General features: G+C 72.9%; 23 protein-coding genes and 1 pseudogene. 12 read left to right on the plus strand and 12 right to left on the minus strand.

Features of this window, described 5'->3' with window-relative positions:
* Positions 1-99: 99 nt before the first annotated feature.
* From HHX41_RS27310 to truA, 3 genes are all read left to right on the plus strand, one after another.
* Positions 100-1116: a DNA-directed RNA polymerase subunit alpha gene (locus HHX41_RS27310; RefSeq protein WP_030508347.1), complete on the plus strand. Its 1017-nt coding sequence runs from the start codon at positions 100-102 to the stop codon at positions 1114-1116.
* Positions 1117-1263: 147 nt separating this feature from the next.
* Positions 1264-1794 carry a 50S ribosomal protein L17 gene (rplQ, locus tag HHX41_RS27315; protein WP_182908266.1) on the plus strand — a complete coding sequence of 177 codons (531 nt, stop codon included), beginning with the start codon at positions 1264-1266 and terminating at the stop codon, positions 1792-1794.
* A gap of 94 nt (positions 1795-1888) precedes the next feature.
* A complete protein-coding gene (gene truA, locus HHX41_RS27320; RefSeq protein ID WP_182908267.1) occupies positions 1889-2779 on the plus strand; it encodes a tRNA pseudouridine(38-40) synthase TruA in 891 nt (296 codons plus the stop codon).
* Between the two features lie 195 nt (positions 2780-2974).
* On the opposite strand, the gene HHX41_RS27325 is transcribed toward truA, so the two are convergent.
* The 3 genes from HHX41_RS27325 to HHX41_RS27335 all read right to left on the minus strand — a co-directional run bounded on the left by HHX41_RS27325 (position 2975) and on the right by HHX41_RS27335 (position 8695).
* Positions 2975-6640 carry a hypothetical protein gene (locus HHX41_RS27325; protein WP_182908268.1) on the minus strand — a complete coding sequence of 1222 codons (3666 nt, stop codon included), beginning with the start codon at positions 6638-6640 and terminating at the stop codon, positions 2975-2977.
* Between the two features lie 106 nt (positions 6641-6746).
* On the minus strand, positions 6747-7928 hold the full coding sequence (locus HHX41_RS27330) for a hypothetical protein (protein ID WP_182908269.1): 1182 nt from the start codon (positions 7926-7928) through the stop codon (positions 6747-6749).
* Positions 7929-7969: 41 nt separating this feature from the next.
* Positions 7970-8695: a CAP domain-containing protein gene (locus tag HHX41_RS27335; protein WP_182908270.1), complete on the minus strand. Its 726-nt coding sequence runs from the start codon at positions 8693-8695 to the stop codon at positions 7970-7972.
* Positions 8696-9033: 338 nt separating this feature from the next.
* Between HHX41_RS27335 and rplM the strand changes: the two genes are divergently transcribed.
* The 6 genes from rplM (at position 9034) to HHX41_RS27365 (ending at position 16094) form a co-directional block, all read left to right on the plus strand.
* The gene (gene rplM, locus HHX41_RS27340) at positions 9034-9477 is read left to right on the plus strand and encodes a 50S ribosomal protein L13 (protein WP_030508353.1); all 444 of its coding nucleotides are present in this window, start codon (positions 9034-9036) and stop codon (positions 9475-9477) included.
* 30 nt (positions 9478-9507) lie between these two features.
* Positions 9508-10029: a 30S ribosomal protein S9 gene (gene rpsI / locus HHX41_RS27345; protein WP_169985190.1), complete on the plus strand. Its 522-nt coding sequence runs from the start codon at positions 9508-9510 to the stop codon at positions 10027-10029.
* A complete protein-coding gene (gene glmM / locus HHX41_RS27350; protein ID WP_182908271.1) occupies positions 10029-11414 on the plus strand; it encodes a phosphoglucosamine mutase in 1386 nt (461 codons plus the stop codon). Before rpsI ends, glmM begins: the two co-directional genes overlap by 1 nt.
* 114 nt (positions 11415-11528) lie before the next feature.
* A complete protein-coding gene (locus HHX41_RS27355; RefSeq protein WP_259401352.1) occupies positions 11529-14327 on the plus strand; it encodes a LuxR family transcriptional regulator in 2799 nt (932 codons plus the stop codon).
* A 96-nt stretch (positions 14328-14423) separates the two neighbouring features.
* Entirely contained in the window at positions 14424-15014 is a 591-nt protein-coding gene (locus HHX41_RS27360; RefSeq protein WP_182908273.1) for a sugar O-acetyltransferase, read from the plus strand.
* Positions 15015-15248: 234 nt separating this feature from the next.
* Positions 15249-16094, plus strand: coding sequence for an alpha/beta hydrolase (locus HHX41_RS27365; RefSeq protein WP_169985197.1), 846 nt, complete (start codon positions 15249-15251; stop codon positions 16092-16094).
* Between the two features lie 53 nt (positions 16095-16147).
* On the opposite strand, the gene HHX41_RS39840 is transcribed toward HHX41_RS27365, so the two are convergent.
* The 3 genes and pseudogenes from HHX41_RS39840 to HHX41_RS42395 all read right to left on the minus strand — a co-directional run.
* Positions 16148-16375 (minus strand): helix-turn-helix domain-containing protein, encoded by a 228-nt coding sequence (locus HHX41_RS39840; RefSeq protein ID WP_220504466.1) that lies wholly within the window; start codon positions 16373-16375, stop codon positions 16148-16150.
* The gene (locus tag HHX41_RS39845; RefSeq protein ID WP_220504467.1) at positions 16372-16638 is read right to left on the minus strand and encodes an AraC family transcriptional regulator N-terminal domain-containing protein; all 267 of its coding nucleotides are present in this window, start codon (positions 16636-16638) and stop codon (positions 16372-16374) included. Before HHX41_RS39845 ends, HHX41_RS39840 begins: the two co-directional genes overlap by 4 nt.
* 85 nt (positions 16639-16723) lie before the next feature.
* A pseudogene (locus HHX41_RS42395) lies at positions 16724-16870 on the minus strand (AraC family transcriptional regulator N-terminal domain-containing protein); the annotation flags it as partial.
* A gap of 2 nt (positions 16871-16872) precedes the next feature.
* Here HHX41_RS42395 and HHX41_RS27375 point away from each other — a divergent pair.
* Both HHX41_RS27375 and HHX41_RS27380 read left to right on the plus strand, forming a co-directional pair.
* Positions 16873-17190: a putative quinol monooxygenase gene (locus HHX41_RS27375; protein ID WP_182908274.1), complete on the plus strand. Its 318-nt coding sequence runs from the start codon at positions 16873-16875 to the stop codon at positions 17188-17190.
* A gap of 50 nt (positions 17191-17240) precedes the next feature.
* Positions 17241-18206 carry an alpha/beta hydrolase gene (locus HHX41_RS27380; protein WP_182908275.1) on the plus strand — a complete coding sequence of 322 codons (966 nt, stop codon included), beginning with the start codon at positions 17241-17243 and terminating at the stop codon, positions 18204-18206.
* On the opposite strand, the gene HHX41_RS27385 is transcribed toward HHX41_RS27380, so the two are convergent.
* The 6 genes from HHX41_RS27385 to coaA all read right to left on the minus strand — a co-directional run bounded on the left by HHX41_RS27385 (position 18203) and on the right by coaA (position 23618).
* On the minus strand, positions 18203-18919 hold the full coding sequence (locus tag HHX41_RS27385; RefSeq protein WP_169985202.1) for an ABC transporter permease: 717 nt from the start codon (positions 18917-18919) through the stop codon (positions 18203-18205). The genes HHX41_RS27380 and HHX41_RS27385 overlap by 4 nt on opposite strands.
* Complete coding sequence (locus tag HHX41_RS27390; RefSeq protein ID WP_310742199.1) at positions 18916-19869, minus strand: ABC transporter ATP-binding protein; 954 nt, start codon at positions 19867-19869, stop codon at positions 18916-18918. The genes HHX41_RS27385 and HHX41_RS27390 overlap by 4 nt, the downstream gene beginning before the upstream one ends.
* Positions 19866-20732: an ABC transporter permease gene (locus HHX41_RS27395; RefSeq protein ID WP_169985203.1), complete on the minus strand. Its 867-nt coding sequence runs from the start codon at positions 20730-20732 to the stop codon at positions 19866-19868. Before HHX41_RS27395 ends, HHX41_RS27390 begins: the two co-directional genes overlap by 4 nt.
* The gene (locus tag HHX41_RS27400; protein WP_182908276.1) at positions 20729-21655 is read right to left on the minus strand and encodes an ABC transporter ATP-binding protein; all 927 of its coding nucleotides are present in this window, start codon (positions 21653-21655) and stop codon (positions 20729-20731) included. Before HHX41_RS27400 ends, HHX41_RS27395 begins: the two co-directional genes overlap by 4 nt.
* 76 nt (positions 21656-21731) lie before the next feature.
* Positions 21732-22667, minus strand: coding sequence for a DUF389 domain-containing protein (locus HHX41_RS27405; RefSeq protein ID WP_169985205.1), 936 nt, complete (start codon positions 22665-22667; stop codon positions 21732-21734).
* Positions 22668-22676: 9 nt separating this feature from the next.
* Complete coding sequence (coaA, locus tag HHX41_RS27410) at positions 22677-23618, minus strand: type I pantothenate kinase (RefSeq protein WP_182908277.1); 942 nt, start codon at positions 23616-23618, stop codon at positions 22677-22679.
* Positions 23619-23723: 105 nt separating this feature from the next.
* On the opposite strand from coaA, the gene HHX41_RS27415 reads away from it, so the two are divergent.
* Positions 23724-24074, plus strand: coding sequence for a holo-ACP synthase (locus HHX41_RS27415; RefSeq protein ID WP_310742200.1), 351 nt, complete (start codon positions 23724-23726; stop codon positions 24072-24074).
* Positions 24075-24208: the final 134 nt, after the last annotated feature.

Here is a 24208-nt window from a genome sequence, read left to right on the forward strand (position 1 = left end):
TCATGGTTGTAGGCGAGCGACGTCAAATAGCGGGCGTCGCCGTAACCCAGGGACCCCTCGTCCACGGTGGCGGGGCCGTCCCGGATCCAGGAGATCCAGATGCTCATCGCACAGCGCCCGAGCCTCCAGGAGGAGTCGCTCGAGGAGCACCGGTCCAGGTTCATCATCGAGCCGCTCGAGCCGGGCTTCGGCTACACCATCGGCAACTCGCTGCGGCGCACGCTGCTGTCCTCCATCCCGGGGGCGGCGGTCACCAGCATCCGCATCGAGGGCGTGCTCCACGAGTTCTCGACCGTGCCCGGGGTCAAGGAAGACGTCACCGACATCATCCTGAACCTCAAGTCGCTGGTCGTCTCCTCCGAGCACGACGAGCCCGTGGTCATGTACCTGCGCAAGCAGGGCCCCGGTGAGGTCACCGCCGCCGACATCGCGCCTCCGGCCGGTGTCGAGGTGCACAATCCCGACCTGCACATCGCCACGCTGAACGGCAAGGCGAAGCTGGAGATGGAGCTGACCGTCGAGCGCGGCCGCGGCTACGTCTCCGCCGCGCAGAACAAGCAGCCGGGTCAGGAGATCGGCCGGATTCCGATCGACTCGATCTACTCTCCGGTGCTCAAGGTCACCTACAAGGTCGAGGCCACCCGTGTCGAGCAGCGCACGGACTTCGACCGCCTCATCCTCGACGTCGAGACCAAGCCGTCCATGAAGCCCCGCGACGCGGTGGCCTCGGCCGGCAAGACCCTGGTCGAGCTGTTCGGCCTGGCCCGCGAGCTCAACGTGGAGGCCGAGGGCATCGACATCGGCCCGTCGCCGACGGACGCGGCTCTCGCGGCCGACCTGGCGCTGCCGATCGAGGAGCTCAACCTCACCGTCCGTTCGTACAACTGCCTCAAGCGCGAGGGCATCCACACCGTGGGTGAGCTCGTCGCCCGCAGCGAGCAGGACCTGCTGGACATCCGCAACTTCGGCGCCAAGTCGATCGAAGAGGTCAAGCAGAAGCTGCACGAGATGGGCCTGGCTCTCAAGGACTCCCCGCCCGGGTTCGACCCCTCCGCCGTCGCCGGCGGCGGGTACGACGACGAGGACGGCGGGTTCATCGAGACCGAGCAGTACTGATCGCCCGTTCTTCGCGCGACGCACCACCGTCTCGTGCCGCCCTCCGGGGCGGCATGAGGCGGCGATGACAAGTCACGACCGGTACGCCGGTCGGCCCGACCCCGGTACCTGACACGGCCGGAGCGGGTTATCCATGAGGAGCATGAAATGCCCAAGCCCACCAAGGGCGCCCGTCTCGGCGGCAGCCCGTCCCACGAGCGGCTGATCCTGGCGAACCTCGCCACGGCGCTGTTCCAGAACGGCCGGATCACCACCACCGAGGCCAAGGCCCGGCGACTCCGTCCGCTCGCGGAGAAGCTGATCACCAAGGCGAAGAAGGGCGACATCCACAACCGTCGCCAGGTGCTGACCGTCGTCCGCGACAAGGGCGTCGTCCACCACCTCTTCACCGAGATCGCCCCGACGTACGCCGAGCGTCCCGGTGGCTACACCCGGATCACCAAGCTCGGCCCGCGTAAGGGCGACGCTGCCCCCATGGCGGTCATCGAGCTGGTGACCGAGCAGCTGAACCCGGTCAGGGTCTCCCGCACGGCTCCGGCCGCGCCCGCCGCCGAGGCCGCTCCGGCCCCCGCGGAGGTCGAGGAGACGCCGGCGGCGCAGGACGAGGCCGCCGAGAGCACCACCGCCGAGGCCTCCGAGGCCGCCCCGGCGGAGGGCGACAAGAAGGACGAGGCCTGATCCCAGGCTCCGTGAGCGGGCTCAGCTTCCCTTCGGGGGACGCTGGGCCCGCTCTTCGTTTGTGCACCGTACGAGGCACCGTACGAGGGATGTCGTGAGGCGAGAACTGCGGCTGAGGCTGAACCTGGGCTACGACGGGACGGACTTCTCGGGCTGGGCGCGCCAGCCCGGGCGGCGGACCGTGCAGGGGGAGATCGAGGACGCGCTCGGCCGGGTCCTGCGCCTGGACGCCCCGCCGCCGCTCACGGTCGCGGGCCGCACCGACGCCGGCGTCCACGCGAGGGGACAGGTGGCGCACGCCGACGTTCCGCTCGCCGCGCTGGCCGCCGCCGTCTCCGGGCGCGCCCCCGTCCCGGCGGAGCCGGAGGAGGCGTGGGAGGAGCGCGGCGCTGAGTGGCTCGCTGCGCTGACGAGGCGGCTGGCCGGCGTGCTGCCCCCCGACGTGCGGGTGCACGCCGTCAGCGTGGCCCCAGAGGGCTTCGACGCCCGGTTCTCCGCGCTGTCGAGGCGGTACGGCTACCGGGTCGCCGACGCCCCCGGCGGGGTCGACCCGCTGCGACGGCGCGAGGTGCTGTGGTACGCCCGGCCGCTGGACGTGGACCTGCTGAACGCCGCCGCCGCCCGGCTGCTGGGCGAGCACGACTTCGCCGCCTTCTGCCGCAGGCGCGAGGGCGCGACCACGATCCGCGAGTTGCAGCGGCTCGACTGGGTCAGGGGCGAGGACGGAATCCTCCTCGCGACGGTGGTCGCCGACGCGTTCTGCCACTCGATGGTCCGGGCGCTGGTCGGGTCGCTGCTGACCGTCGGGGAGGGCAGGCGGCCGGTCGAGTGGCCGGTCGAGGTGCTGGCGAGAGCCGTACGGGATTCGGGCGTGCACGTCGCGCCCGCGCACGGTCTCACGCTGGAGGAGGTGCGCTACCCCGGGCCGGAGGAACTGGCGCGGCGGGCCGCCGCCACCCGCCGGGTGCGCACGCTGAGCCGCTGACCGTCGGCCGAGGGATCGGCGGGGTGGCCCCGCGGCATTCACCCCACAGCGCGCCGTGCCAAGGGCCGCTGCGCTATGTGCGCCCTTGGGGTCCCGAGCGCCGTATCCGTGCGCTGAGCCGCCGACGCCGCGCCGCGCGACGACACCGCGCCGCGGCGGGCGCGCGGCCTCCCGCCGGGGCCGCGCGCCGGATCGTCAGCGGCTCGCGCGCTTTTCGATCACCTTCGCCGTGTTGTCGCGGAAGGCGCCGCTGACCGGCCCGAGGTTCGCGTCGTCCGTCTGCGGCGTGTGCCCGTCCGCGTAGGTGGCGTAGCTGAACACGATGTAGCGTCCCCACACCATGCCCGCGGCGTAGCCGCCGGAGATCGACACCTTGTCCGCGCCGCTCTTCTTGTCGCCGTCGAGGCCGCGGAACCACACGTTCGTACCGAGATTCTTCGTCTGGTCCACGGCGAGGGCCTCGGTCTTGCCGGGGAGCACGGCGATGCCCGTGGTCACGGCGTACTGGCGTTTGCCGTCGACGTACGTCGCCCTGAGCACCCTGCGGCACTGCTGCTCGGTGAGGGCCTGCGCGAACGCGCCCGCCGCCGCCTTGCCGCAGTCGTCGGTCACGTCGACCTTGACCCGGCGGTACGTCCGCCCGGCCAGCGTCACCTTCTCGTCCGGGAACGCCTCTTCCGGTTTGAGGGTCTTGGGGTCGGTCTGCTCCGAGTCGAGGATCGCGGAGGCGACCGTGGAACTCGGCTGCGGCTCGTCGGAGGGGGGCGCGGTGGTGGCCGCCGGTGTGCGGGCGGCCTGGCCGCCGCCCGGTTCGCCGGAGTAGGCGAAGTAGGCGGCGGTGCCGATCGCCCCCACGACGACCGCCGCTCCGGCGGCCATCAGGATCCGCTTGGCCTTCCCGCCGGACGGGGAAGTGCCGGTGGGCCCCAGCGTCGCCGGGAGGTTGCCCTGGGGGGACAGGCCGCCGGGGGCGGACGGATCCGGCCCGAATCCGGGCGGAGGCGCCGGCTTGCCCGCCTTGGCGGGCGTCACCGGCGTGAACGCGAACGGGGTCTCGTCGGTCGGCTGCGAGGGCGAACCGGTCGTGGGAGAGGTTGTCGCCATCTGTCCTGAATTGGGGGTAGGGGAGTCCGCCCCGTTGGCGCCGTCGCTCGCGGACGGGCCCGTGGGCGGCGTGTCGGATGACGCCGCGCCCGGGGGCGCGGCGAATGGCGGGACATCCGCGAAGGACGCCTCGGACGGTGCCTGGGACGCCGTGTCGGCCGGCGTCTCGTCCTGTGTCCCCAGTGGTGTCCCGGACGGTGCGCTGTCCTGCGCCTGACTCGGGGCGCTCGGTGTGTGCGGGGGCGGCGGCGGGAGCAGCGGCTGTGTCGTCCTGTCGGGGGACGCGGGCTGCGGCTCGCCGTGCGCGGTGCTCGGCTCGGGGTACGCGGGATGGCGGTCCGGCTCGTGTGGTGCGCCGGGCGCGTGGAACCCCTCGGCCGGCGTCACCGCATGGGTGATCTCGGCCCCGAATCCCGCAGGCGGTCCCGCAGGGCCCGGCGGGGGAGGATACGGCCCCGGCGCGCCCGGTGGCGGGACGCTCATTCCGGGCACGTCTCGCGGCGAATCGCCAGGTCCGGGCGCGTCCGTCCCCGTGGGCCCCTCGGACGCCCACTCCGTGGGAGCGGCGAGCGGCTCCCCACCCGGCCGCGCGTACGGGTTGGGGTCGGCCCCGGCTTCGGGGTGCCGGGTGGAGACGTCCGCGCTCGCGCCACCCGGGAGCGGCTGCCCGGCGGACTCGCCGGTCCCGCCGGTTCCCCCGCCGGTAGGCGTACCGGCGTGATGCGGGGCGTCGGCGGGCGCGCTGGGGTGTCCGGGTGCGCTGGGGTGTCCGGGTGCGTCGCCCGGCGTTCCGCCGGACGGGGCCGCGGACGCCTGCGCGGTGCCGTGCTCGTTCTGGTAGGTGTCCACCGGAGGCCAGGAGGTGCCCGCGGGCAGCTCTCCCTGGGGATACGGCTCGCCCGGCAGCCGTGGCGGCCACACGGGGACGTCGCCGGGCTCCCCGGGACGGATCTGGTCCGGGGACGCGGCCCCCTGCGCGTGCGCCTGCGTGCCGGGGGGCTGCGGACCGGGCGGGAGCGGCGCCTGCGACGGGTCCGCCGCCGGATATCCCTGGTGGGGCGCCTGCGCCTGGGACCACGCCTCCCCTGCGGGCGGCTGCCCCGCGGCGGGGGCGGGCCCCCATTCGGGGAACGACGGCACGCCGGGCGCCGTCTCAGCGGGCGGGGCGGACTGTGGGGCCCCCGCGTTCTGCTGATCAGGGCCGTAGGGCGCCGGTGCCGTGGGGGTGCCGCCGTGGTGCGGCCAGGCGGACCCGGCGGGGTCCTGCCACGGCTGCCCGGGGGATCCGCCGTACGGCGTTTCCGCGCCGGTCTGTCCCTGGGGGCCGGTGTCGTACGGCGAGGGGGACCCGCCGAAGGCACCGGGAGCGGCCGGTCCGCCGGACGGCGGAGCCGGCCACGTGGTGGGGCCGGTGTCACCCGTCGCGGCCGGTGCGGGGCCCTGTTGCCACTGCGACTCGTCGCCCGAGTGGGGCCAGGAGCTCACGCCGGGCTGTGCGCCGTACTGCGGACCGGGCTGTGCACCGGGCTGTGCACCGGGCTGTGCACCGGGTTGTGCGCCGTACTGCGCACCGTATTGTGCGCCGGGCTCGCCGCCCGGGGCGGGCCACATGTGCGGGGCGCCGGGCGGGGGTGGCTCCTGCTGCCAGGGCTGGGGGGCCGCGCCCACGGGCGGTTCCCAGGCAGGCCCCGCGGGGCCGGGCGGCTGCCATGCCTGTGGGTTCGCGCCGGGTGACGGCTGCCAGGCCGGGTTGGCTCCGTCCGCCGGAGGCTGCCAGGCGTGCGGCCCGGAGCCGTACGCGGACTGCTGCGGGGGCGGAGGCGGGGGCGGGGGAGTCTGCGGGTACGCGGGGCCGCCCGCGCTCTGGCCTGGCTGCCAGGACGGCGGCCCGGGCTGCCAGGAGGGGGCGCCGGGACCCGGTGCGCCCTCCCAGCGTGGGGCGTTCGGATCCGCCGGCGGATGTCCGTAGGGGGCGGTGGGGCCGGCCCCACCGCCAGGGCCCTCCTGCGCCCGGCCCACGGCCTCCGGAGCGGCCGGCGGCTGCCAGGACACCACTCCTTGGCCTTCGGGCTGCCAGGAGGGCGCTCCGGGACCCGGCGCCTGCTCCCATCGGAGGGCGTTCGGATCGGCCGGGGGCTGCCAGGGGGGTCCGGCCGGAGCGGGCGGCTGCCACGCGGGCGGGCCGTACCCCGGCTGCCGCTGGTCGCTCTGGCCGGGCTGTGGCTGGTCGCCCTGGCCGGGCTGCGGCTGCCACGTGTGGACACCCTGGCCCTCCGGCGGCTGCCAGGCGTGCGGTCCGGAGCCGTACGCGGGCTGTGGCGGCACGGCGCCGGGATGCGGCTCGCCGGGCGCGGGCGAGCCGAGGCCCTCGTCGCCGGGCGGGCGCGGCGCGGGAAGGGGCCTGGCCTCCCCCGGCACACCGGAGGAGGGCGGCGGGGGACCGTACGCGGGAACGGCCCGGAATCTGTTGGTGCTCTCCGGGTCGTCGGCGGCCGGTTCCGGCGCCCTGAGACCGCCGGGGAGGCCATACCTGGTCGGGTAGGGAACGGCGGGCGGCGCGGGCCGGTCCGCCGCGCCGGCGGCGTCCTGGGCCCAAGCCGTGCCGTCGTCCGCGGGGGGCTGCCCGGACCCGGGCGCCGGGGTCTGCCCGAAGCTCGGGGGTGGCGTCGGAGGTGTCGCCGAGCCCTCGGCGTCCGCCTCACGGTGGGCCCACGCCGTTTCGTGTTCGTGCTCGGAGCCGGAATCCTTGCCACGCATAGCCGGAAGCGTAACGGCGCGGGCGCGATCGGCGTGCCCCTATGGGCGTTTCGGTCCGTGCCGCCCCAGCTCGCCCACCGGCTCCCACCTCAGCGAACGCCTGGCCTCAGCTGGGGCCACCGGTCAGCGAGCGGGTGTCGAGGGCAGGGAAAACAGTCGCGTCGGTGACGTCCACCGCGGCCTGGTAGAGCCGCTTCTGCTCGGTCTTGGTCGGTTTGTGGCCGTCCTTGAACTGGAACCAGAGCAGCACCGCGTAGTGGCCGTGGGTCCAGCCGCCCGCGTACGCCTCGCCCGTGCCGAGGTGCTTGCTGGCCTCGTCCTTGCCCGGCAGCGGCTTGAGGTAGTCCTTGCGCTCGCCGCCGCCTCCGGCGGAGGCGACCTTCTTCGCCGCGGCGGAGGTCCGCAGGTTGGCGACGCCCACGGTGCCGATGATCGTGCCCTTGGCGTCCGCGAAGCTCGCCCGCAGAAGCTGCGTGCATCCGCCCGCTTTGAGCGCCTTTGTGATTTTGTCGCCGGTGACGCCGTCCGCGCATTTCTTCTCCCTGCGCGCGACCGTGCGGACGTACGACCGCTTGTCCTTGAGGAATTTGCGCTTGGGGAACAACTCGCCGAGTGACAGCGGGCTTTTGTCGGTCGCCCGGGAGCCCGTGTAGCCGTACTTGCCGGAAGGGCCCTCGGAGACGAGCGGGGTGGACCGCTTGGTGGGCGCCGGAGCGGCCGCCGGCGGCTTCTCGTTGCTCGCGGCGTACCACAGGCCGGTGAACAGCGCCCCGATCAGGGCCAGCAGGCCGAGGCCGAGGGCCCAGGGGCGTCGCCACCAGGGGCCCTTCACGTCGGGATCCCACACGGGCTCCGGCGGCGCGGGCACCCGCGGCGCCGTGGGCTGCCGCCGCGCGTCCCAGCCGTCACCCGGCTGACCGGGCGGGGGCGGGTAGGGGCCTGGGCCCGACGCGAGCTCCTCCACGCGGTGCGGGCCCTCCTGCTCATACGGCCCGCGTCCGGCGTACGGCGGCTGCTCGGGCCGATAGGGCTGGTAGGGGGCCTGCTCGCGTTCGTACGGCGACTGCTCGCGTTCATACGGCGATTGCTCGCGGGCGTACGGCGACGGCTCACGCTGGTAGGACGGCTGCTCGCGCTGGTAGGGCGGCTGGCCCCCGCCGTACGGGGGCGCGTCGCGACGGCCGGCGAGGGGCGAGTCGTCCCCGCCGGAGTACGGAGGCAGGTCCCGCCTGCGGGGGTCCGGAGGCTGGTGCGGCGGAGGTGGTTGCTGGTCGCCGGGATAACCCATGGCGCTGAGATTAGTCGGCGTTTCGGACAGACGACGAAGGGTCAGGAATACCCGAAGTCCTCGGTCCACCACGGGCCGCCGTCCCCCGTGCTCACGCCGACCCCGGTCGCGACCAGGCGGCAGTCGAGCAGCGTGGCGCGGTCGCTCCGCCCGGCCATCCAGCCGCGTACGACCGCCGCGGCGGTCTGGTAGCCCCTCGCGATCGTTTCGGCTCCGCCCTGGGAGTAGCCCGCCGCGCCCATGCGGTCCCATGGCGTTGCGCCGCCGGGCGAGCTGTGCCGGAACAGGCCGCTCGACGCCATCTCCGCCGAGTGCGCGCGGGCGGACTCCACGAGGCGGGGGTCCACACGCAGGGGACGGCAGCCGTGCTTGCGGCGCTCGGCGTTGACCAGGCGCACGACCTCGGCCTCCATCGAGGCGGCCCGCATCGCGTCGGCGTCGTACGCGCCGCCGCCTCCGTCCGCCCCGGGGGTGAGGACGCTGTACGGCGAGCCGCCGCCGGAGCCGTCGATCACCGTGGAGGGCGGCTGTTCCTTGCGGGGCCTTTGCTGCGGCACCTCCCGGGGGGTGACCGGAGCCACGGTGCGCAGGACGTGGTCGAGGGTGGGCCGGTCGCGCGGCACCGCGCCCGGCGCGCTCGCGCGGGGCGACAGGGACGGCTCCGACTTACGGAGATAAACCTCGTCGACCTCGCCCGACCCGGCGCTCATCCGGCCGATTACGACGCCGGTGAGCAGAATGGCCACGGCGCACGCCAGCAGACCCATCTGAGTCCCCCGCAGGGGGCCACGGAAGGTGTGATTTTTGTGAGGGGTCTGCCACATACCGCAGTCAAATATAGGGATCCTCGCCATGGGGATGAAGGGGCGTTTGGGTATGGATTTGATGAACGTTCAAATGTGTCGTTCCAATCAGGCCCCCCTCTCGCTGTTTTGACCGGACGGCATCGGGTCGGTAGTCTGCTAGTTCGTTGTGTGTGGATCGGTCTGTCCGCAGACCGGTGCACGGCGCGTCCGGCGCCTTCTCCCGTACATGTGGAGACGGAGGTTGTCGCCGTGCCTGCGCAACCTACCGAGAGTTCACATTTCCGACAGAAGGCACTGCCGTGCGCACGTTCTCACCGAAGCCCAACGACGTCGAACGTCAGTGGTACGTCATCGACGCGACCGACGTCGTGCTCGGCCGGCTGGCCAGCCAGGTGGCGACCCTGCTCCGCGGGAAGCACAAGCCGATCTTCGCCCCGCATGTCGACACGGGTGACTTCGTCATCGTCATCAACGCCGACAAGATCGCCCTGAGCGGCAACAAGCTCGAGCAGAAGAAGGCGTACCGCCACTCGGGTTACCCCGGCGGTCTGCGCGCCGTCTCCTACGGCGAGCTCATGGAGAAGCGTCCGGACCGGGCCGTGGAGAAGGCCGTCCGGGGCATGCTTCCCAAGAACGCTCTCGGCCGGAAGATGGCCAAGAAGCTCAAGGTGTACGCCGGTGGCGAGCACCCGCACCAGGCCCAGCAGCCGGTGCCCTTCCAGATCACCCAGATCGCCCAGTAATCGCGAGCCAGGAAAGTTAAGAGGAGAACCGTGGCCGAGCCCACCGGTATCGAGACGCTCGTCGAGGGCGAGCCGGAAGACTACACCGCGGAGGAGTTCCCCTCCGAGTACACCACCGAGTCGGCCCCCGCCGGCGACGGCGCCGTCCGCAAGCCCGTCACCACGGGCAACTCGTACGGCACCGGCCGCCGCAAGGAGGCCATCGCCCGGGTCCGCATCGTGCCGGGCACCGGCAAGTGGACGATCAACGGCCGCTCGCTGGACAGCTACTTCCCGAACAAGGTCCACCAGCAGCTGATCAACGAGCCGTTCGTCGTGCTCGGTGCCGAGGACGCGTTCGACGTCATCGCCCGCATCGACGGCGGCGGCGTGACCGGCCAGGCCGGCGCGCTGCGCATGGGCCTGTCCCGCGCGCTCGCCGCGCTGGACGCCGAGGTCAACCGCCCGCCGCTGAAGAAGGCCGGCTTCCTCACCCGTGACGCCCGCGCCACGGAGCGGAAGAAGTACGGCCTCAAGAAGGCCCGCAAGGCTCCTCAGTACAGCAAGCGTTAATGTCGGGGGAGCCCGTAGGCGCCTCCTCACGGGGGCGCCTCTTCGGCACCGACGGGGTACGTGGGGTCGCCGGGCGCGACCTCACCGCGGAGCTGGCCATGGACCTGTCCGTGGCCGCCGCGCACGTGCTCGGCGATGCCGGGGCGTTCCACGCCAGCGTCGGGCGGCGCGGCCGCCCGATCGCCGTCGTAGGCCGGGACCCGCGGGCTTCAGGTGAATTCCTGGAGGCCGCCGTGGTCGCCGGCCTCGCGTCGTCAGGCGTGGACGTCCTGCGGCTCGGCGTGCTGCCCACCCCGGCGGTCGCGTACCTGACCAACGCGCTGGGCGCCGACCTCGGCGTCATGCTCTCCGCGTCGCACAACCCCGCGCCGGACAACGGCATCAAGTTCTTCACCCGCGGCGGCTACAAGCTGCCCGACGCGGTGGAGAACGAGATCGAGCAACGGCTCGGGGAGAAGTGGGACCGCCCGGTGGGCGCGTCCGTCGGCCGGGTCCGGGAGGCGTACGGCGAGGCCGACCGGTACGTCGCACACCTGCTGACCACCCTGCCCCACGGCCTCGACGGGTTGCGCGTCGTCATCGACTGCGCGCACGGTGCCGCGCACATGGTCGCCCCGGAGGCGCTGCTGCGCGCCGGCGCGACCGTGGAGACCATCGGCGCCGCCCCGGACGGGTTGAACATCAACGACGGGGTGGGCTCGACCCACCTGACGCCCCTGCGGGAGGCCGTCGTCGCGCGCGGCGCCGACCTGGGCATCGCCTACGACGGCGACGCCGACCGCTGCCTCGCGGTCACGGGTACGGGCGAGGAGGTCGACGGCGACCAGATCATGGCGATCCTGGCCCTGTCGATGCAGGCCGACGGACGCCTCGCCAAGGACACGGTCGTGGCGACGGTCATGTCCAACCTGGGGTTCAAGATCGCCATGCGGGAGGCCGGCCTGTCCGTGGTGGAGACCGCGGTCGGCGACCGGTACGTCCTGGAGGCGATGCAGGACGGCGGCTACAACCTGGGCGGCGAGCAGTCCGGTCACGTGATCATGCTGGATCACGCCACGACCGGGGACGGCCTGCTCACCTCGCTGCACCTGATGGCCGAGGTGGCCCGGCAGGGCCGCTCCCTCGCCGACCTCGCCTCGGTGATGACGAAGCTGCCGCAGGTGCTCGTCAACGTCCGGGACGTGGCGAAGTCGAAGGCGTCCGCGCCCGCACTGCGGGCGGCGGTGGCCGAGGCCGAGGCGGAGCTCGGGGAGACCGGCCGCGTGCTGATCCGGCCGAGCGGAACCGAGCCCATGATCCGGGTCATGGTCGAGGCCGAGTCGCACGACCAGGCCAGGGCCGTGGCGGACCGCCTCGCGGAGGTCGTCCGCACGGTCTGCGTCTGACGCCGCACGCGTCACGACTCCTGAGGACCCCGCCGGGCGCGTGCCCGGCGGGGTTCCTTATTGGAAGCCCTTCTCAATTGCGCAATGTGGGCGTAACACTGGTGCATGTCTTGTTTGACCGGTGTTCGGTCGGATGCGTTAAGAGGCCGTGAAAGGGAATCGGACGCGCTGCGGGCACTGACGGACCGGGCCCGAACCGGTGCGGGCGGATGCCTGCTCCTCCTCGGCGGACCGGGTGCGGGAAAGACCGCGCTGCTCGACCTCGCCGCGGCGCACGCGGCCACCGGCACCCCCGGCGAGCCGGGGTTCCTCGTGCTCCGCACCCAGGGCGTCGCAGGTGAGACCCACCTGCCGTACGCCGGGCTGCACGCGCTGCTCCGGCCGATCGCCGGCCGGCTGGACACGCCGGCGGCCGATACGCGGGTGCTCGCCGAGGCGCTGCGGACCGGCGCGGCCGCGGGCGGCCTGGCGCTGCCGGCCGCGCTGCTGCGGCTCCTGCAGGCCGCCGGGCGCCCGGTGCTGGTGTGCGCCGACGACCTCCAGTGGCTCGACGCCCCAAGCCGGGAGGCGATCTGCTTCGTGGCCCGCCGGGTGGGGACGATCCCCGTCGCCGTGCTGCTGTCCTCCGCGCAGCCCGGCGCCGCCCCCGGTGACCTGCCGCCGCTGCCGCTCGCCCCGCTCGACGAGAGGGCGTCGCGGCAGGTGCTCGACGATCTCGTCCCCGAAGGCCTGCCGGGAGACCTGCGTACGGCACTGGTCCGGGCGGCCCGGGGCAACCCGCTCGCGCTGGTGGAACTCGCCGGCGCGCTGACCGACGCGCACCGCAAGGGCGCGGCGCCGCCGCCCGAGACGCCGCCGCGCGGCGGCCGCCTGTGGCGGGCGTACGCCGACCGGCTCCGCGGCCTGCCCGCCGACACCGTCGACCTCGTCCTGCTGATCGCGGCCGATCCCGGCATCGACGCGGTCACGTTGACGCGGGCGGCGGACGCGCGGTCCGGGCTGGCGGCCCTGGAGGCGGCGGAGGCCGCGGGCGTCGTGGTCGAATGGCCGGACGGCGGCTTCGACCTCGCCGACCCGCTCCTGCGCCACGTGGCCTACGCCGAGGCGTCCCTCGCCCGGCGGCGGGCCGCCCACCGCCTGCTCGCGGGCCTTCTCGACGATGCTTCCGGCGATGTTTCCGGCGGTGCCATCGGTGGGGAGCGCCGGCGGCTGCGGCGGGCGTGGCACCGCGCCGCCGCCCTCGACGGTTCCGCGCGGGAGCTTGCCGAGGAGCTCGTACGGGCACTGGCGGAGGCGCCGAAGGCGACGTCGGCGGCCTTCCCGGAACCGTTCCGCGTCCTCGAACGGGCGGCCGAGCTCACCGGGCACGGCGAGGCCAAGGCCGCACGGCTGGCGGCCGCCGCCCAGCACGCCTGGCAGGCGGGTCAGCCGCAGCGGGCGAGGTCGCTGCTGTCCAGGATCGACACGCTCGCGGCCGGCGCCGACGTGCACGGCCGGGCCGAGCTGCTCAGGGGCAGCCTGGAGCTGCGGGCGGGCAAGACCGACAGCGCCTGCGACACGCTGCTCGCCGCCGCGGAGCGGCTGCTGCGCACGGACCGCGAGCAGGCCGTACGCGCGCTGGTCCGGGCGGGTGAGGCGAGTTACCTGGCGGGGGACAACCGGCGGTTCCTGACGATCGCCCGGCGGGCCGAGACGCTGCGGCGGCCCGACGACGACCACGTCACGCGCATGGCGCTGGAGTATCTCGGGGGCATGGCCGCGACGTTCCGCGGCAGGCATCGGGAGGCGACCGCCTTCCTGCGCCGCGTCGCCACCGGGGTGATGGCGCCGCCCTCGGCCGGCAGTCCCTCGGCGCTCGTGTGGGGCGGCGTGGCGAACCTCCTGCTCGGCAACGGCGCCGCCGCGCTCACCCTGACCTCCCGGGCGGTCGAGCTCGCGCGTGCCCACGGCGCGGTCGCCCGCATGCCGCAGATGCTGGAGATCCTCATCCAGGCCCAGCAGTGGATGGGCCGTTACGACGCGGTGGCGGCCAACGCCATGGACGGCCTGCGCCTGGCGCAGGAGACGGGCCGTGCCGTCAGCGGCGCGCAGCACCTGGCCTGGCTCGCCTTCACCGCCGCCGTCGAGGGCGACGAGGAGACGTGCGCCCTGCGGGCGGCGCGCGCCGTCGAACTGGCCGCCGCCCACGGCGTCAGCGTGGCCGAGGCGCTCGGCACGCTCGCGCTGGCCCATCTGGACGTCGCGGCCAACCGCCACGCCGACGCCGTGAACCGCCTGCGCGCGGTGGCCCGCACGGGAGACCCCCTCGTCGTACGGGTGATGGCGACGCCGTTGCTCGTCGAGAGCGCCGTGCGGACGGGGGACGTCGCGCAGGCGCGGGACGCGCTGGTCGTGCTGGAACGCTGGGTGGACAGCACCCGCGACCCCGACCGGCTGGCGCTGGCGGCCCGATGCCACGCGCTGCTGGCGCCCCCGGACGAGGCCGGGGAGCGTTTCGCCCAGGCGCTGGAACTGCACCGGCAGGGGTCGTGCGCGTTCGAGACCGCGCGCACGAGGCTGTTGTACGGCGGCATGCTCCGGCGGTCGCGCCGCCCGGGCGCCGCCCGTGAACACCTGCACGGCGCGCTGGAGACGTTCGAACGGTACGGCGCCCGCCTGTGGAGCGCGCACGCCCGTGCGGAGCTGCGGGCGGCGGGGGAGTCGGTGCGGCCCACGGGATCTCGTTCGGAGGCCGGCCGGCTGCTCACGGCTCAGCAGTTCCAGATCGCCACCCTGGTGGCGGAGGGCGCGACGAACCGGGAGGTGGCGGCCCGGCTGTTCATCAGCCCGCGCACGGTGGAGCACCACCTGAGGAACATCTTCGCCAGGCTCGGCGTGCGCTCCCGGGTCGAACTGGCCCGCCTGCTGTCGTGAACCGGCCGTTGGAACCCGTGATATCCAGTTCTTCCCAACGCCCGCCCCCGGGACCGGGTGTCCCAGGGCCTACCGACGATGAGCAAGGATCACGCAGTGACGCTTGACGCCCAGCGCGCGCATATTCTCTCGGGCCGGATGTACAACGACCTCACCGACGAACTCATCGAGGCACGCCGGCGCGCCGTGCTGCTGACCACCGAATACAACAACAGTTTCGGGCAGCCGCAGCACGACCGTGAGGCGATCCTGCGCCGCCTGCTGCGCCAGGTCGGACAGGACTGCCACTTCGAGCCGACATTCCGCTGCGAGTTCGGTTTCAACATCAGCATCGGTGACCACTTCTACGCCAACTTCGACTGCGTCATGCTCGACGGCGGGGGCATCACCATCGGCCACCACGTGCTCTTCGGTCCCCGCGTCGGCATCTACACCAGCAACCACGCCATCGACGCCGCGGAACGCGCGGCCGGCGCCTGCTACGCCAAGCCGGTGACGATCGGAGATCACGTCTGGATCGGCGGCGACGTCACCATCAACCAGGGCGTGACGATCGGCGACAACTCGATCATCGGTTCCGGCAGCGTGGTCACCCGCCCGATCCCCTCCGGCGTCATCGCCGTCGGCTCCCCCGCCCGGGTGCTGCGCACGATCACCGAGGCGGACAAGAGCGGCTACCGGCCCTGACCTCCAGAACCGGCTTCTGGTGAGCGCCTTCTGGACCAGTGGTGCGTCGGGGCCCGTGGTCGGCGGGGACCGGTGATTTCACCGATGCGCGCACGGGCCTGACGGCGCGACAGTGACGGCAGGTCAGACCGTTCGCGGGAACCGGCCCGCGTGCCGTTCCCACTCCTACCCCCCAAGGAGTGCACCCACGTGCCGACACACCCCCCAACCCCATTCCCGCACCGGACGTCCTCCATGGTCACGACGCTGGCGCTCGTCGTGCTGCTCGCGCTGGCCGGCGGTCTGCTCACCGCTCCCGCCGCCCACGCCGCCGTACACGGCCCGGACCCGACGGACGCGCTCCTCGAGGCGTCGCGCGGGCCGTACGCGACCGCGCAGACCGACGTGTCGTCGTTGTCCGTGAGCGGCTTCGGCGGCGGAACCATCTACTACCCGACCACCACGTCCGAGGGGACGTTCGGCGGCGTGGCCATCGCCCCCGGCTACACGGCCGACAAGTCCAGCCTCGCCTGGCTGGCCGCCCGGCTCGCCTCGCACGGCTTCGTGGTGTTCAACATCGACACGCTGACGCGGCTCGACCAGCCCGACAGCCGCGGCCGGCAACTGCTGGCCGCGCTCGACTACCTGACCCAGCGCAGCTCGGTCCGCGGCCGGGTGGACGCGACCAGGCTCGGCGTCATGGGCCACTCGATGGGCGGCGGCGGCACGCTAGAGGCCGTCGACGACCGGCCGTCCCTGCGGGCCGCGGTCCCGCTGACCCCGTGGAACCTCGACAAGACCTGGTCGGACGTCCGGACGCCCACGCTGATCATCGGCGCCGAGGCCGACACCGTCGCGCCGGTCGCCTCGCACTCCGTGCCCTTCTACACCAGCCTGCCCTCGTCGCTCGACAAGGCGTACCTGGAGCTGAACGGCGCCACCCACTTCGCGCCGAACACGACCAACACCACCATCGGCAAGTACGCCGTGGCCTGGATGAAGCGGTTCGTCGACGACGACATCCGCTACGACCGCTTCCTGTGCCCCGGCCCCGGCAGGAGCCTGGCCGTCGAGGAGTACCGCAGCACCTGCCCCTTCTGACACACCTCATGACGGCGGCCGCCCCCCGGCGGCCGCCGTGTTCCGCTCCAGGCTCAGGGAAGGACGTCTGCGGGGTCGCGGACGCTCCGGCGCAGGCGCGCGGCGTCCTGGCTTGGAGGTGCGCCGAACTGGCGGCGGTACTCCCGGCTGAACTGTGACGGGTTGTCATAGCCGACGCGGTGGCCGACTCCGGTGACGTCGCCCGGGTGGGTGGCGAGCAGCAGCCGGGCCTCCTGCAGCCGGATCTGCTTCTGGAACCGGATGGGGCTCGTCGCGGTCACCGCGTGGAAGTTGCGGTAGAAGGCGGACAGCTCATGCCGGACAGCCGCGCCAGGTCCTCGACCCGGAAGGGCTGCGCGTAGTGCTCGCGGATCCAGCGCACGGCCCGGGAGACATGGCTGAGGCCGCTGTCGGCGAGGCCGAGCTGGCGAACCGTCGCACCCTGCTCGCCGGTGATCAGGCGCCACAGGATCTCGCGCTTGACCAGCGGGGCCAGCACGGCCCGGTCGCGGGGCTCGTCGAGCAGGCGCAGTAGCCGGACCACCGCGTCGAGCAGAGCAACCGGAGCGTCGCTGACGACGATCCCCGGCGCCGCGCCTCCACCGGTGGGGGGAGTGTCTCCCGGGTGCGGCCCGCAGCAGCAACTCGGCGACGGCGGGCGGTTCCAGGACGAGACCGAAGCCCAGCGCCGGCCGCTCGGGATCCGCCTGGGTGAACTGCCCGGTGACCGGCAGGCCGACCGAGGCGACCAGGTACTGCCCGGCGCCGTTGGGAATCCATGACCGTCAACTACGGATTCGCCGCCACCCTGACCGCCAGGCCCGGAATGGGCGACCGGCTGGTCGACGTGCTGCTGACCGGCCTGGACGAGGGGAGCCCCGGTGCGAGCGAGCACTGCGTCGTCTACCTGGTCTCGCGTTCCGCGTCCGATCCCGACGTCGTCCATGTCATCGAGGGCTGGACCAGCGAGGAGGACCACCACCGGATCTTCGCCGGCGAGGCCGCCCAGGACATCGTGGCGCGGATCGGCGGACTGCTGGCCAAGGAGTCCGAGTACGCCGACCACGTCCCGGTGCGCGGCAAGGCCGCGTTCTGACCCCGCCGATCGCTCAGCGACCCTCCCTCCCTCTACGAAAGGCAGTGACCATGACCCCGGCACGCCCCGGCCTGGACCCCGGACTGCGTGAGCTGCTGGCCGGCATGCCTCTCATGTCCCAGCTCGACCAGGAAGTGCTCGCGCAACTGCGCCGGCTCCCGTCGACACCAGTCGAGCCCCTCCTCGCACACCGGCAGGTCGACCGGCACGAGGTCATCGTGCCCGCCGCGGACGGCACCCCCATCCCCATGTCGATCTTCAAGCCCGCGGACGCCGTCGCCGCGCCCTGCGTCTACTGGATGCACAGGGGCGGAATGGTCATGGGCGACCGCTTCTCGCAGATCGACATCCCGCTTGAGTGGCTCGACCGGTTCGGCGCGGTCGTGGTCTCCGTGGAGTATCGGCTCGCACCGGAGGCCACCGGGACCGCCCTGGTCGACGACTGCTACCAGGGCCTGCTCTGGATCGCCGAGCACTGCGCCGAACTGGGCATCGATCCCGCCAGGATCGTCGTCGCGGGCGCCAGTGCGGGCGGCGGCCTCGCCGCCGGCGTCACGTTGCTGGCCCGAGACCGCGGCGCCCCGCCGATCGCCGCGCAGATGCTGATCTGCCCGATGCTCGACCACCGCAACACCAGCACGTCGAGCCGCCAGTTCTCGGGCGGCCCCGGCGTCTGGACCCGCGAGATGAACGGGTTCGGATGGCGCTGCGTCCTCGGCGACCTCACCGGCGACGAGGTGCCCCCGTACGTCTCGCCCGCGCTGGCGGACGACCTGTCGGGCCTGCCGGCCACCTACATCGACACCGGCTCCGCCGAGGTCTTCCGCGACGAGGACGCCGACTGCGCCACCCGCATCTGGGCGGCCGGCGGCCAGGCGGAGCTGCACGTCTGGGCGGGCGGCTGCCACGGATTCGACGCCCTGTATCCGCAGGCGCGGATCTCGGCCACGGCTCGCCGGACGCGCACCGACTGGCTCGCCCGAGTGCTGCGCCCGGATTTCACGAACGGGAGCTAGTCGTCGCCGGTGAGGGACAGGGAGCGCAGGCGCTGGCCGGTCCAGACGACGGCGCCGACCGTGACGAGGACCACCGCCGGTACGGCGAAGCCGAGTGTGACCTCGCTGGAGAAGAACGGCGAGGAGGAGATCTGGTCGGCGAGCGACTGGGCCCACTGCTGGATGGAGAACTTCCGCGCGCCGGGCACGTAGCCGCCGACCACGCCCTCCCACAGGAGGGCGTAGATGACGCCGACCGCGACCGCGTGGCGGGTGAGCACACCCAGCAGCAGGAACACCGCGGCGTACGCGATGCCGCCGAACAGCGCCCCGAGGGTGAAGCCGGTCGCGACGCCCGACTCCGAGCCGGTCAGGAGATAGGCGGCGGCGAAGGTCGAGACGGCCGCGAACACCGCGACGAGGGAGGCGGCGACCACGAACTTCGTCACCGCGATCACCGGCCGGGAGATCGGCTTGGACAGCAGGTGGATGATCGTGCCGTCCTCGATCTCCGGGGCGATCACGCCCGTCCCGGCGATCAGCCCGAGGAGCGGCAGCATCGTGCCGATCGCGAAGCTCTTCATCAGGGTCACGGCGGTCTGCTCGTCGTGGCCATTGATCAGTCTCAGCAGCGCGGCGAGCGCGACCAGCGCGACCGGCAGCAGGATCAGCAGCCAGATCCGCTTGCGTCCGAGCATGGCCCGGTAGGTGATGTCCGCCACCACCGTGTTCATCGCGCGCCTCCGGAGATCAGATAGGAGAAGACGCTTTCCAGGTCCTCGTCGGTGGGGGAGACCTGCCACAGACGCACGCCGAGGTCGCGCGCGATCCGGGGCAGGAGCGCGGTGAAGCGCGCATGGTCGGTCACCTGCACCTCGACGCCCTGCTCGGCCAGGGTGACCGCACTGGAGGCGGGGTCGGAGATGAGGGCGGCGGCCAGGCGCCGGTCGTCGCTCGACCTGACCCGGAACAGGTGCGGCCGGTCGGCCATGCGCCGCCGGATCTCGCGGTAGTCCCCGGACGCCGCGTGCCGCCCGGCGACCAGGACCTCGATGTGGTGGGCCACCCGCTCGACCTCTTCGAGGATGTGCGAGCTGAACAGGATGGTCCGGCCGTCCTCGCCCATGCGGCGGACGAGGTCCATGAGGTGGAGCCGCTGCCGGGGGTCCATGCCGTTGAACGGCTCGTCCAGGAGCAGCACCTGGGGGTCGTGGACGAGGGCGGCGGCGACCTTCACACGCTGCCGCATGCCCTTCGAGTACGTCTCGATGCGACGGCCGGAGGCGTCCGTCATCTCCACCAGGTCGAGGGCCCTGCGGGCCGCGTCGGCGGGCGAGGGCAGACCGTGCAGCCGGGCGGACGAGAGCACGAACTGCCATCCGGTGAGGAAGCCGTACACGGCCTCCTTCTCGGGGACCAGGCCGATCTGCCGGTAGATCTCGTGGTTGTGCCAGATCTGCCGGCCGTCGAGGGTCGCCGTGCCGCTGGACGGCGCGAGGAACCCGGCCATCATGTGCAGCAACGTCGACTTACCCGCGCCGTTCGGCCCGAGCAGGCCGGTGACGCCGGGCCCGATCGTCATCGTGACGTCGTTGACCGCGACGACGTTGCCGTACCAGCGGGACACCTGGGCGAGTTCGAGTACGCCCTGCCGGGTGGCCACGGGAGAGCTTGTGGTGGTCACGACGCCGCCTTCCGGTAACGGAGGAGTACGCCCGTCACGGCCAGGGCGATCACGGCCAGCAGGATCGCGCACGACGCGATGCCCGACGGATAGCCCTCGCCGGTGGCCGGTGCGGTGCCGAACAGCGCCGACTGGACGCTGTCGACGAGGAAGAACGGGTTGAGGAGCAGCGCCCACGGCGCGACGGAGTCGCGGCCGGACACCGACAGCACGGCGAAGAAGGTGGTGGAGACGGCTGCGGTGAACATGAAGAACGCGATCACCACCGCGACGCCGAGCCCGCGGCGCGGGGTGAACGACGCCAGGGCGATGCTCACGGTGGACAGCAGCAGCGCGAAGAGCACGGCGCCGCCCAGCGCGCCCAGGTAGTCGCCGGTGTGCGGCGGTCCGGGCAGGTCCACCAGCAGTTCGCCGACGAACTGGATGGTGAGCGGCACGGCCAGCAGGCCGAACAGCGCGATCGCCAGCGCGGTCAGCTTCGCCAGGACGTAGTCGGTGACGGTCAGCGGGCGGGACAGGTACAGCGGCAGCACGCGGAAGCGCAGATCCGGCGCGACCAGGTACGGCGACTGCGCGGCGAGGAAGACCGCGATCACCGCCTGCATGAAGATCGCGTATCCCGGATAGGGCATGACGTACTGCTTGGCGAGCGCCATCACGCCGATCGACACGACCGTCGGCATCAGCATGATCGCGACCAGCAGCAGCGGCATGATCTTGGCGCGGGTCGTGCGGCCGAGCCCGAACACGCCGCGCAGGCTCTGCACGCCGAGGGCGAGCGTCGCCCGGCCGCGCCCCAGCCGTACGCCGTCGTAGTGGCGGTATCCGATGTCGTGGATGACCGCGGTCGGCTCTGTCGTCATGCCACCGGCTCCTTGAAGACGTCCTCGATGCGGCCCCGGCGCTGTTCCAGCCGCAGGAGGCTGAGGCCGAGGTCGCAGACGGCGTCGCGTACGGCGTCGTAGGTGCGGCCGGGGTCGTCCGCGGCCACCTGGACCGTCAGCAGCCTGCCCTGCGCCGCGACCGTCTCGCCGCCGGCGGTGAGGCGTTCGGCCAGCCGCTGCTGCCCCTCCTCGACCTCCACCGCGATGGTCTGCTCGGCCCGGGTGAACTCCCGGATCGCCGACGAGCGCAGCAGCCGCCCGCCGTCGATGACGATGACGTGGTCGCACACCCGCTCCAGCTCGCCGAGAAGGTGGGAGGTGACCAGCACGTTGATGCCGAACTCGGTGCCGATGCGCCGGATCAGCGCGAGCATCTCGTCGCGGCCCTGCGGATCGAGCCCGTTGGTGGGTTCGTCCAGGAAGACCAGCTTCGGGTCGTGGACGAGGGCTTGGGCGAGTTTGACCCGCTGCCGCATGCCCGTGGAGTAGCTGCCCATCGGGCGGTAGCGCTCCTCGTCCAGCCCGACGTGGCGCAGGGTGTCGGCGGCACGCTCACGGGCGGCCGTGCGCGGCAGCCCGGACATCTGGGCCATGTGCACCACGAACTCGGTGGCGGACATGTCCGGGGGCAGGCAGTCGTGTTCGGGCATGTAGCCGACGGCCCGCCGGATCTCGAAGCCCTGCGTGGCCGTGTCGAGGCCGAGCACCGAGGCACTCCCCGAGTTCGGGGAGAGCAGGCCGAGCAGAATCTTGATCAGCGTCGACTTGCCCGCGCCGTTGGCGCCCACCAGGCCGGTCACGCCGGTGCCGCCCGCGACCGTGAGGTCGTCGAGCGCCGTGACGCGGGGGAAGCGCTTGGTCAGCCCCTCGGTCGCGAAGCATGGGGTCGCGCTCGCAGTCATGATCCGACCCTACTGGGCAGGCGAGCGCCGGACCTCCGCCTGATGGAGGAACCCGTCTACGTCTCAGGTATGCCTGTCACGTCCGTCCCCCACCTCCGGCGTACCGGTTCCACAGGGAGCGCTGGAGGAACAGCGTCAGCGCGCCGGCGACGACCATGCCCGTGATGTTGACGAGGAGCTGCAGCGCCGAGCCGCCGACCTCGTCCCAGCGTGAGAGCGCCAGGGCAACGGCCATGTAGCCGGCCGCCGGGACGGTCGTGACGGAGATGAAGACGCCCACCAGCGCGGAGGACTTGCCCGCCGTGATCGACAGCACGCCCGCGGCGCCGGCGAGCAGCGCCACGATGAACGACCACCGGTCGGGCGTCACGATGAAGCGCACCTCGTCGTGGTGCCGCAGGGTGTCGGGGGAGATCCAGCCGAGGCCGCGCGCGACGAGGGCGCAGGCCAGGGTGACGGCGACCGCGGACGCGAAGCCGGTCGCGAGCGCGCGGGAGGCCGTCCCGACGAGTCGCCACCGGCGGCGCAGCAGGCCGAAGGAGACGGCGGCCACCGCGCCGAACTCCGGCCCGAGGACCATCGCGCCGACGATCAGGATCTGCGACGGGATCAGCACGCCGATCGCGGCGATCTGCGTGGCGATGACGAGGAACGCCAGGAACGCCCAGGTGATGCGGCTGTCGAGGGCCACCCGCTGCTCGAATTGGTCCCACACCACGGCGTCGTCGCCCTCTCCGGGGGCCTGCTCCTCCGCCTCGGCGGCGCCTCGGGAGATGGACAGCTCGATGTCCTCGGCCGTGATCGAGCCGTCCCGTTCCAGGCCGAGCGCCTTGAGCTCGTCGATGACCGCGTCGGCGGCCTCCCTGGCGACGTCGGCGAGCACGACGTCGCCCTCCGGCCGCCTCGCCGCCCCGCGGAGGAGCACGACGTTGGTGACGCCCGGCGTGCGGTCGAAGACCTCGACGACCTGGCCGGTCCGCTGGAACGGGGCGATGACCCGCAGATGCAGCACGGCTGCATCCTAGGTTCGGCGCAGCCGTACCCCCCGGACGGAGTGGCCGGAGCCCTTGTGGAGGATCAGGCCGGCCCGGTGGCGGGTGGGGGCGATGTTCTCCACCAGGTTGCGCTCGTTGACGTCCCGCCAGACGTCCTCGGCGAACGCGGTCGCCTCCTCGTGCGACAGCTCCGCGATGTGCCGGAAGTAGGACTTCGGGTCGGAGAAGGCCGTACGGCGCAGCTTGTGGAAGCGCTCCACGTACCAGGTGCGGATGTCCTCCATGCGCGCGTCCACGTAGATGGAGAAGTCGAAGTAGTCGTAGACCGCCAGGGCGTCCGGCGGCGCGGGCTGCAGGACGTTGAGCCCCTCGACGATGAGGATGTCCGGCCGGTCCACCGTCTGCGCCGCGCCCGGCACGATGTCGTACTCCAGATGGCTGTAGACCGGCGCCTCCACCGAGGGGCGGCCCGCCTTCACGTCGGCCACGAAGCTCACCAGCGCCCGCCGGTCGTAGCTCTCCGGGAAGCCCTTGCGGTGCATGATCCCGCGCTCTTCGAGGACCTTGTTGGGATACAGGAAGCTGTCGGTGGTGATCAGATCGACCCGTGGGTGCTCAGGCCAGCGGGCGAGCAGCGTGTGCAGCAGCCGCGCCGTGGTCGACTTGCCGACCGCGACGCTGCCCGCGATGCCCAGCACGTACGGCGGGGGCGCGTCCTGCTCGCCGAGGAACGCGCCGACGGCCGCGCCGCGCTGCCGCGAACCCGTGAAGTGCAGGTTCAGCAGCCGGGTGAGCGGCAGATAGATGTCGGTCACCTCGGACAGGTCGATCGGGTCATGGACGCCGCGAAGCTCCACCAACTCCGCCTCGGTGAGCGTGAGCGGTGTGTTCTTGCGCAGGTCAGCCCACTGCTCGCGGCTCAGCTCGACGTACGCGTCCCCATCTGCCACGACGGCAAGCGTAGCCATGGCTTCCCGGCGGCCCCACGCGGGGTGTGCACAGGCTGTGGACAAAAATCGATGGATTACTTCGGCGCGCGACGGGGAAGGGTTAAAGGCCCGTACGCTGGCGGTGTGATCGTGGGCATCGGGGTGGACGTGGTCGAGGTGGCGCGCCTGGGCGCGGCGCTGGAGCGCACCCCCGGCCTGCGGCGCCGCCTGTTCACCGAGGCCGAGGCCGCGCTGGCGCTGGAGTCGCTGGCCGCACGCTTCGCCGCCAAGGAAGCCGTGGCCAAGGCCCTCGGGGTCCCGCCGGGGCTGCGGCACCTCGACGCGGAGGTCGTGCTCGGCGGGCGCGGCCGTCCCGAGCTGAGGATCACGGGCCGGGCGGCCGAGGTGGCCCGCGACCTCGGCGTACGCAGGTGGCACGTCTCCCTGTCCCACGACGGCGGGGTGGCGGTCGCCTACGTCGTCGCCGAGTCCTGAGCAGGGTCCTGAGCCGAGTCCCGAGCCGATCCCGAGCGGCACGGCCCGATCCCGTGGAAACGGCGCCGTTCGTGCCCGCCGCCGTGGGCGTGCGGTGATCGCCTTCGCCGTCGCGGCAGGCTACCGTCGGACCC

The sequence above is a fragment of the Microbispora sp. H13382 genome (assembly GCF_014161445.1).
Lineage (GTDB): Bacteria > Actinomycetota > Actinomycetes > Streptosporangiales > Streptosporangiaceae > Microbispora.

What these genes read in the sequence shown, in the direction of transcription:
- HHX41_RS27310 (WP_030508347.1), top strand. Translation starts at nt 100, where the DNA reads ATGCTCATCGCACAGCGCCCGAGCCTCCAGGAGGAGTCGCTCGAGGAG.
- rplQ (WP_182908266.1), top strand. Translation starts at nt 1,264, where the DNA reads ATGCCCAAGCCCACCAAGGGCGCCCGTCTCGGCGGCAGCCCGTCCCAC.
- HHX41_RS27325 (WP_182908268.1), bottom strand. Translation starts at nt 6,640, where the DNA reads ATGCGTGGCAAGGATTCCGGCTCCGAGCACGAACACGAAACGGCGTGG.
- HHX41_RS27330 (WP_182908269.1), bottom strand. Translation starts at nt 7,928, where the DNA reads ATGGGTTATCCCGGCGACCAGCAACCACCTCCGCCGCACCAGCCTCCG.
- HHX41_RS27335 (WP_182908270.1), bottom strand. Translation starts at nt 8,695, where the DNA reads ATGGGTCTGCTGGCGTGCGCCGTGGCCATTCTGCTCACCGGCGTCGTA.
- glmM (WP_182908271.1), top strand. Translation starts at nt 10,029, where the DNA reads ATGTCGGGGGAGCCCGTAGGCGCCTCCTCACGGGGGCGCCTCTTCGGC.
- HHX41_RS27365 (WP_169985197.1), top strand. Translation starts at nt 15,249, where the DNA reads ATGGTCACGACGCTGGCGCTCGTCGTGCTGCTCGCGCTGGCCGGCGGT.
- HHX41_RS27375 (WP_182908274.1), top strand. Translation starts at nt 16,873, where the DNA reads ATGACCGTCAACTACGGATTCGCCGCCACCCTGACCGCCAGGCCCGGA.
- HHX41_RS27380 (WP_182908275.1), top strand. Translation starts at nt 17,241, where the DNA reads ATGACCCCGGCACGCCCCGGCCTGGACCCCGGACTGCGTGAGCTGCTG.
- HHX41_RS27385 (WP_169985202.1), bottom strand. Translation starts at nt 18,919, where the DNA reads ATGAACACGGTGGTGGCGGACATCACCTACCGGGCCATGCTCGGACGC.
- HHX41_RS27395 (WP_169985203.1), bottom strand. Translation starts at nt 20,732, where the DNA reads ATGACGACAGAGCCGACCGCGGTCATCCACGACATCGGATACCGCCAC.
- HHX41_RS27400 (WP_182908276.1), bottom strand. Translation starts at nt 21,655, where the DNA reads ATGACTGCGAGCGCGACCCCATGCTTCGCGACCGAGGGGCTGACCAAG.
- coaA (WP_182908277.1), bottom strand. Translation starts at nt 23,618, where the DNA reads ATGGCTACGCTTGCCGTCGTGGCAGATGGGGACGCGTACGTCGAGCTG.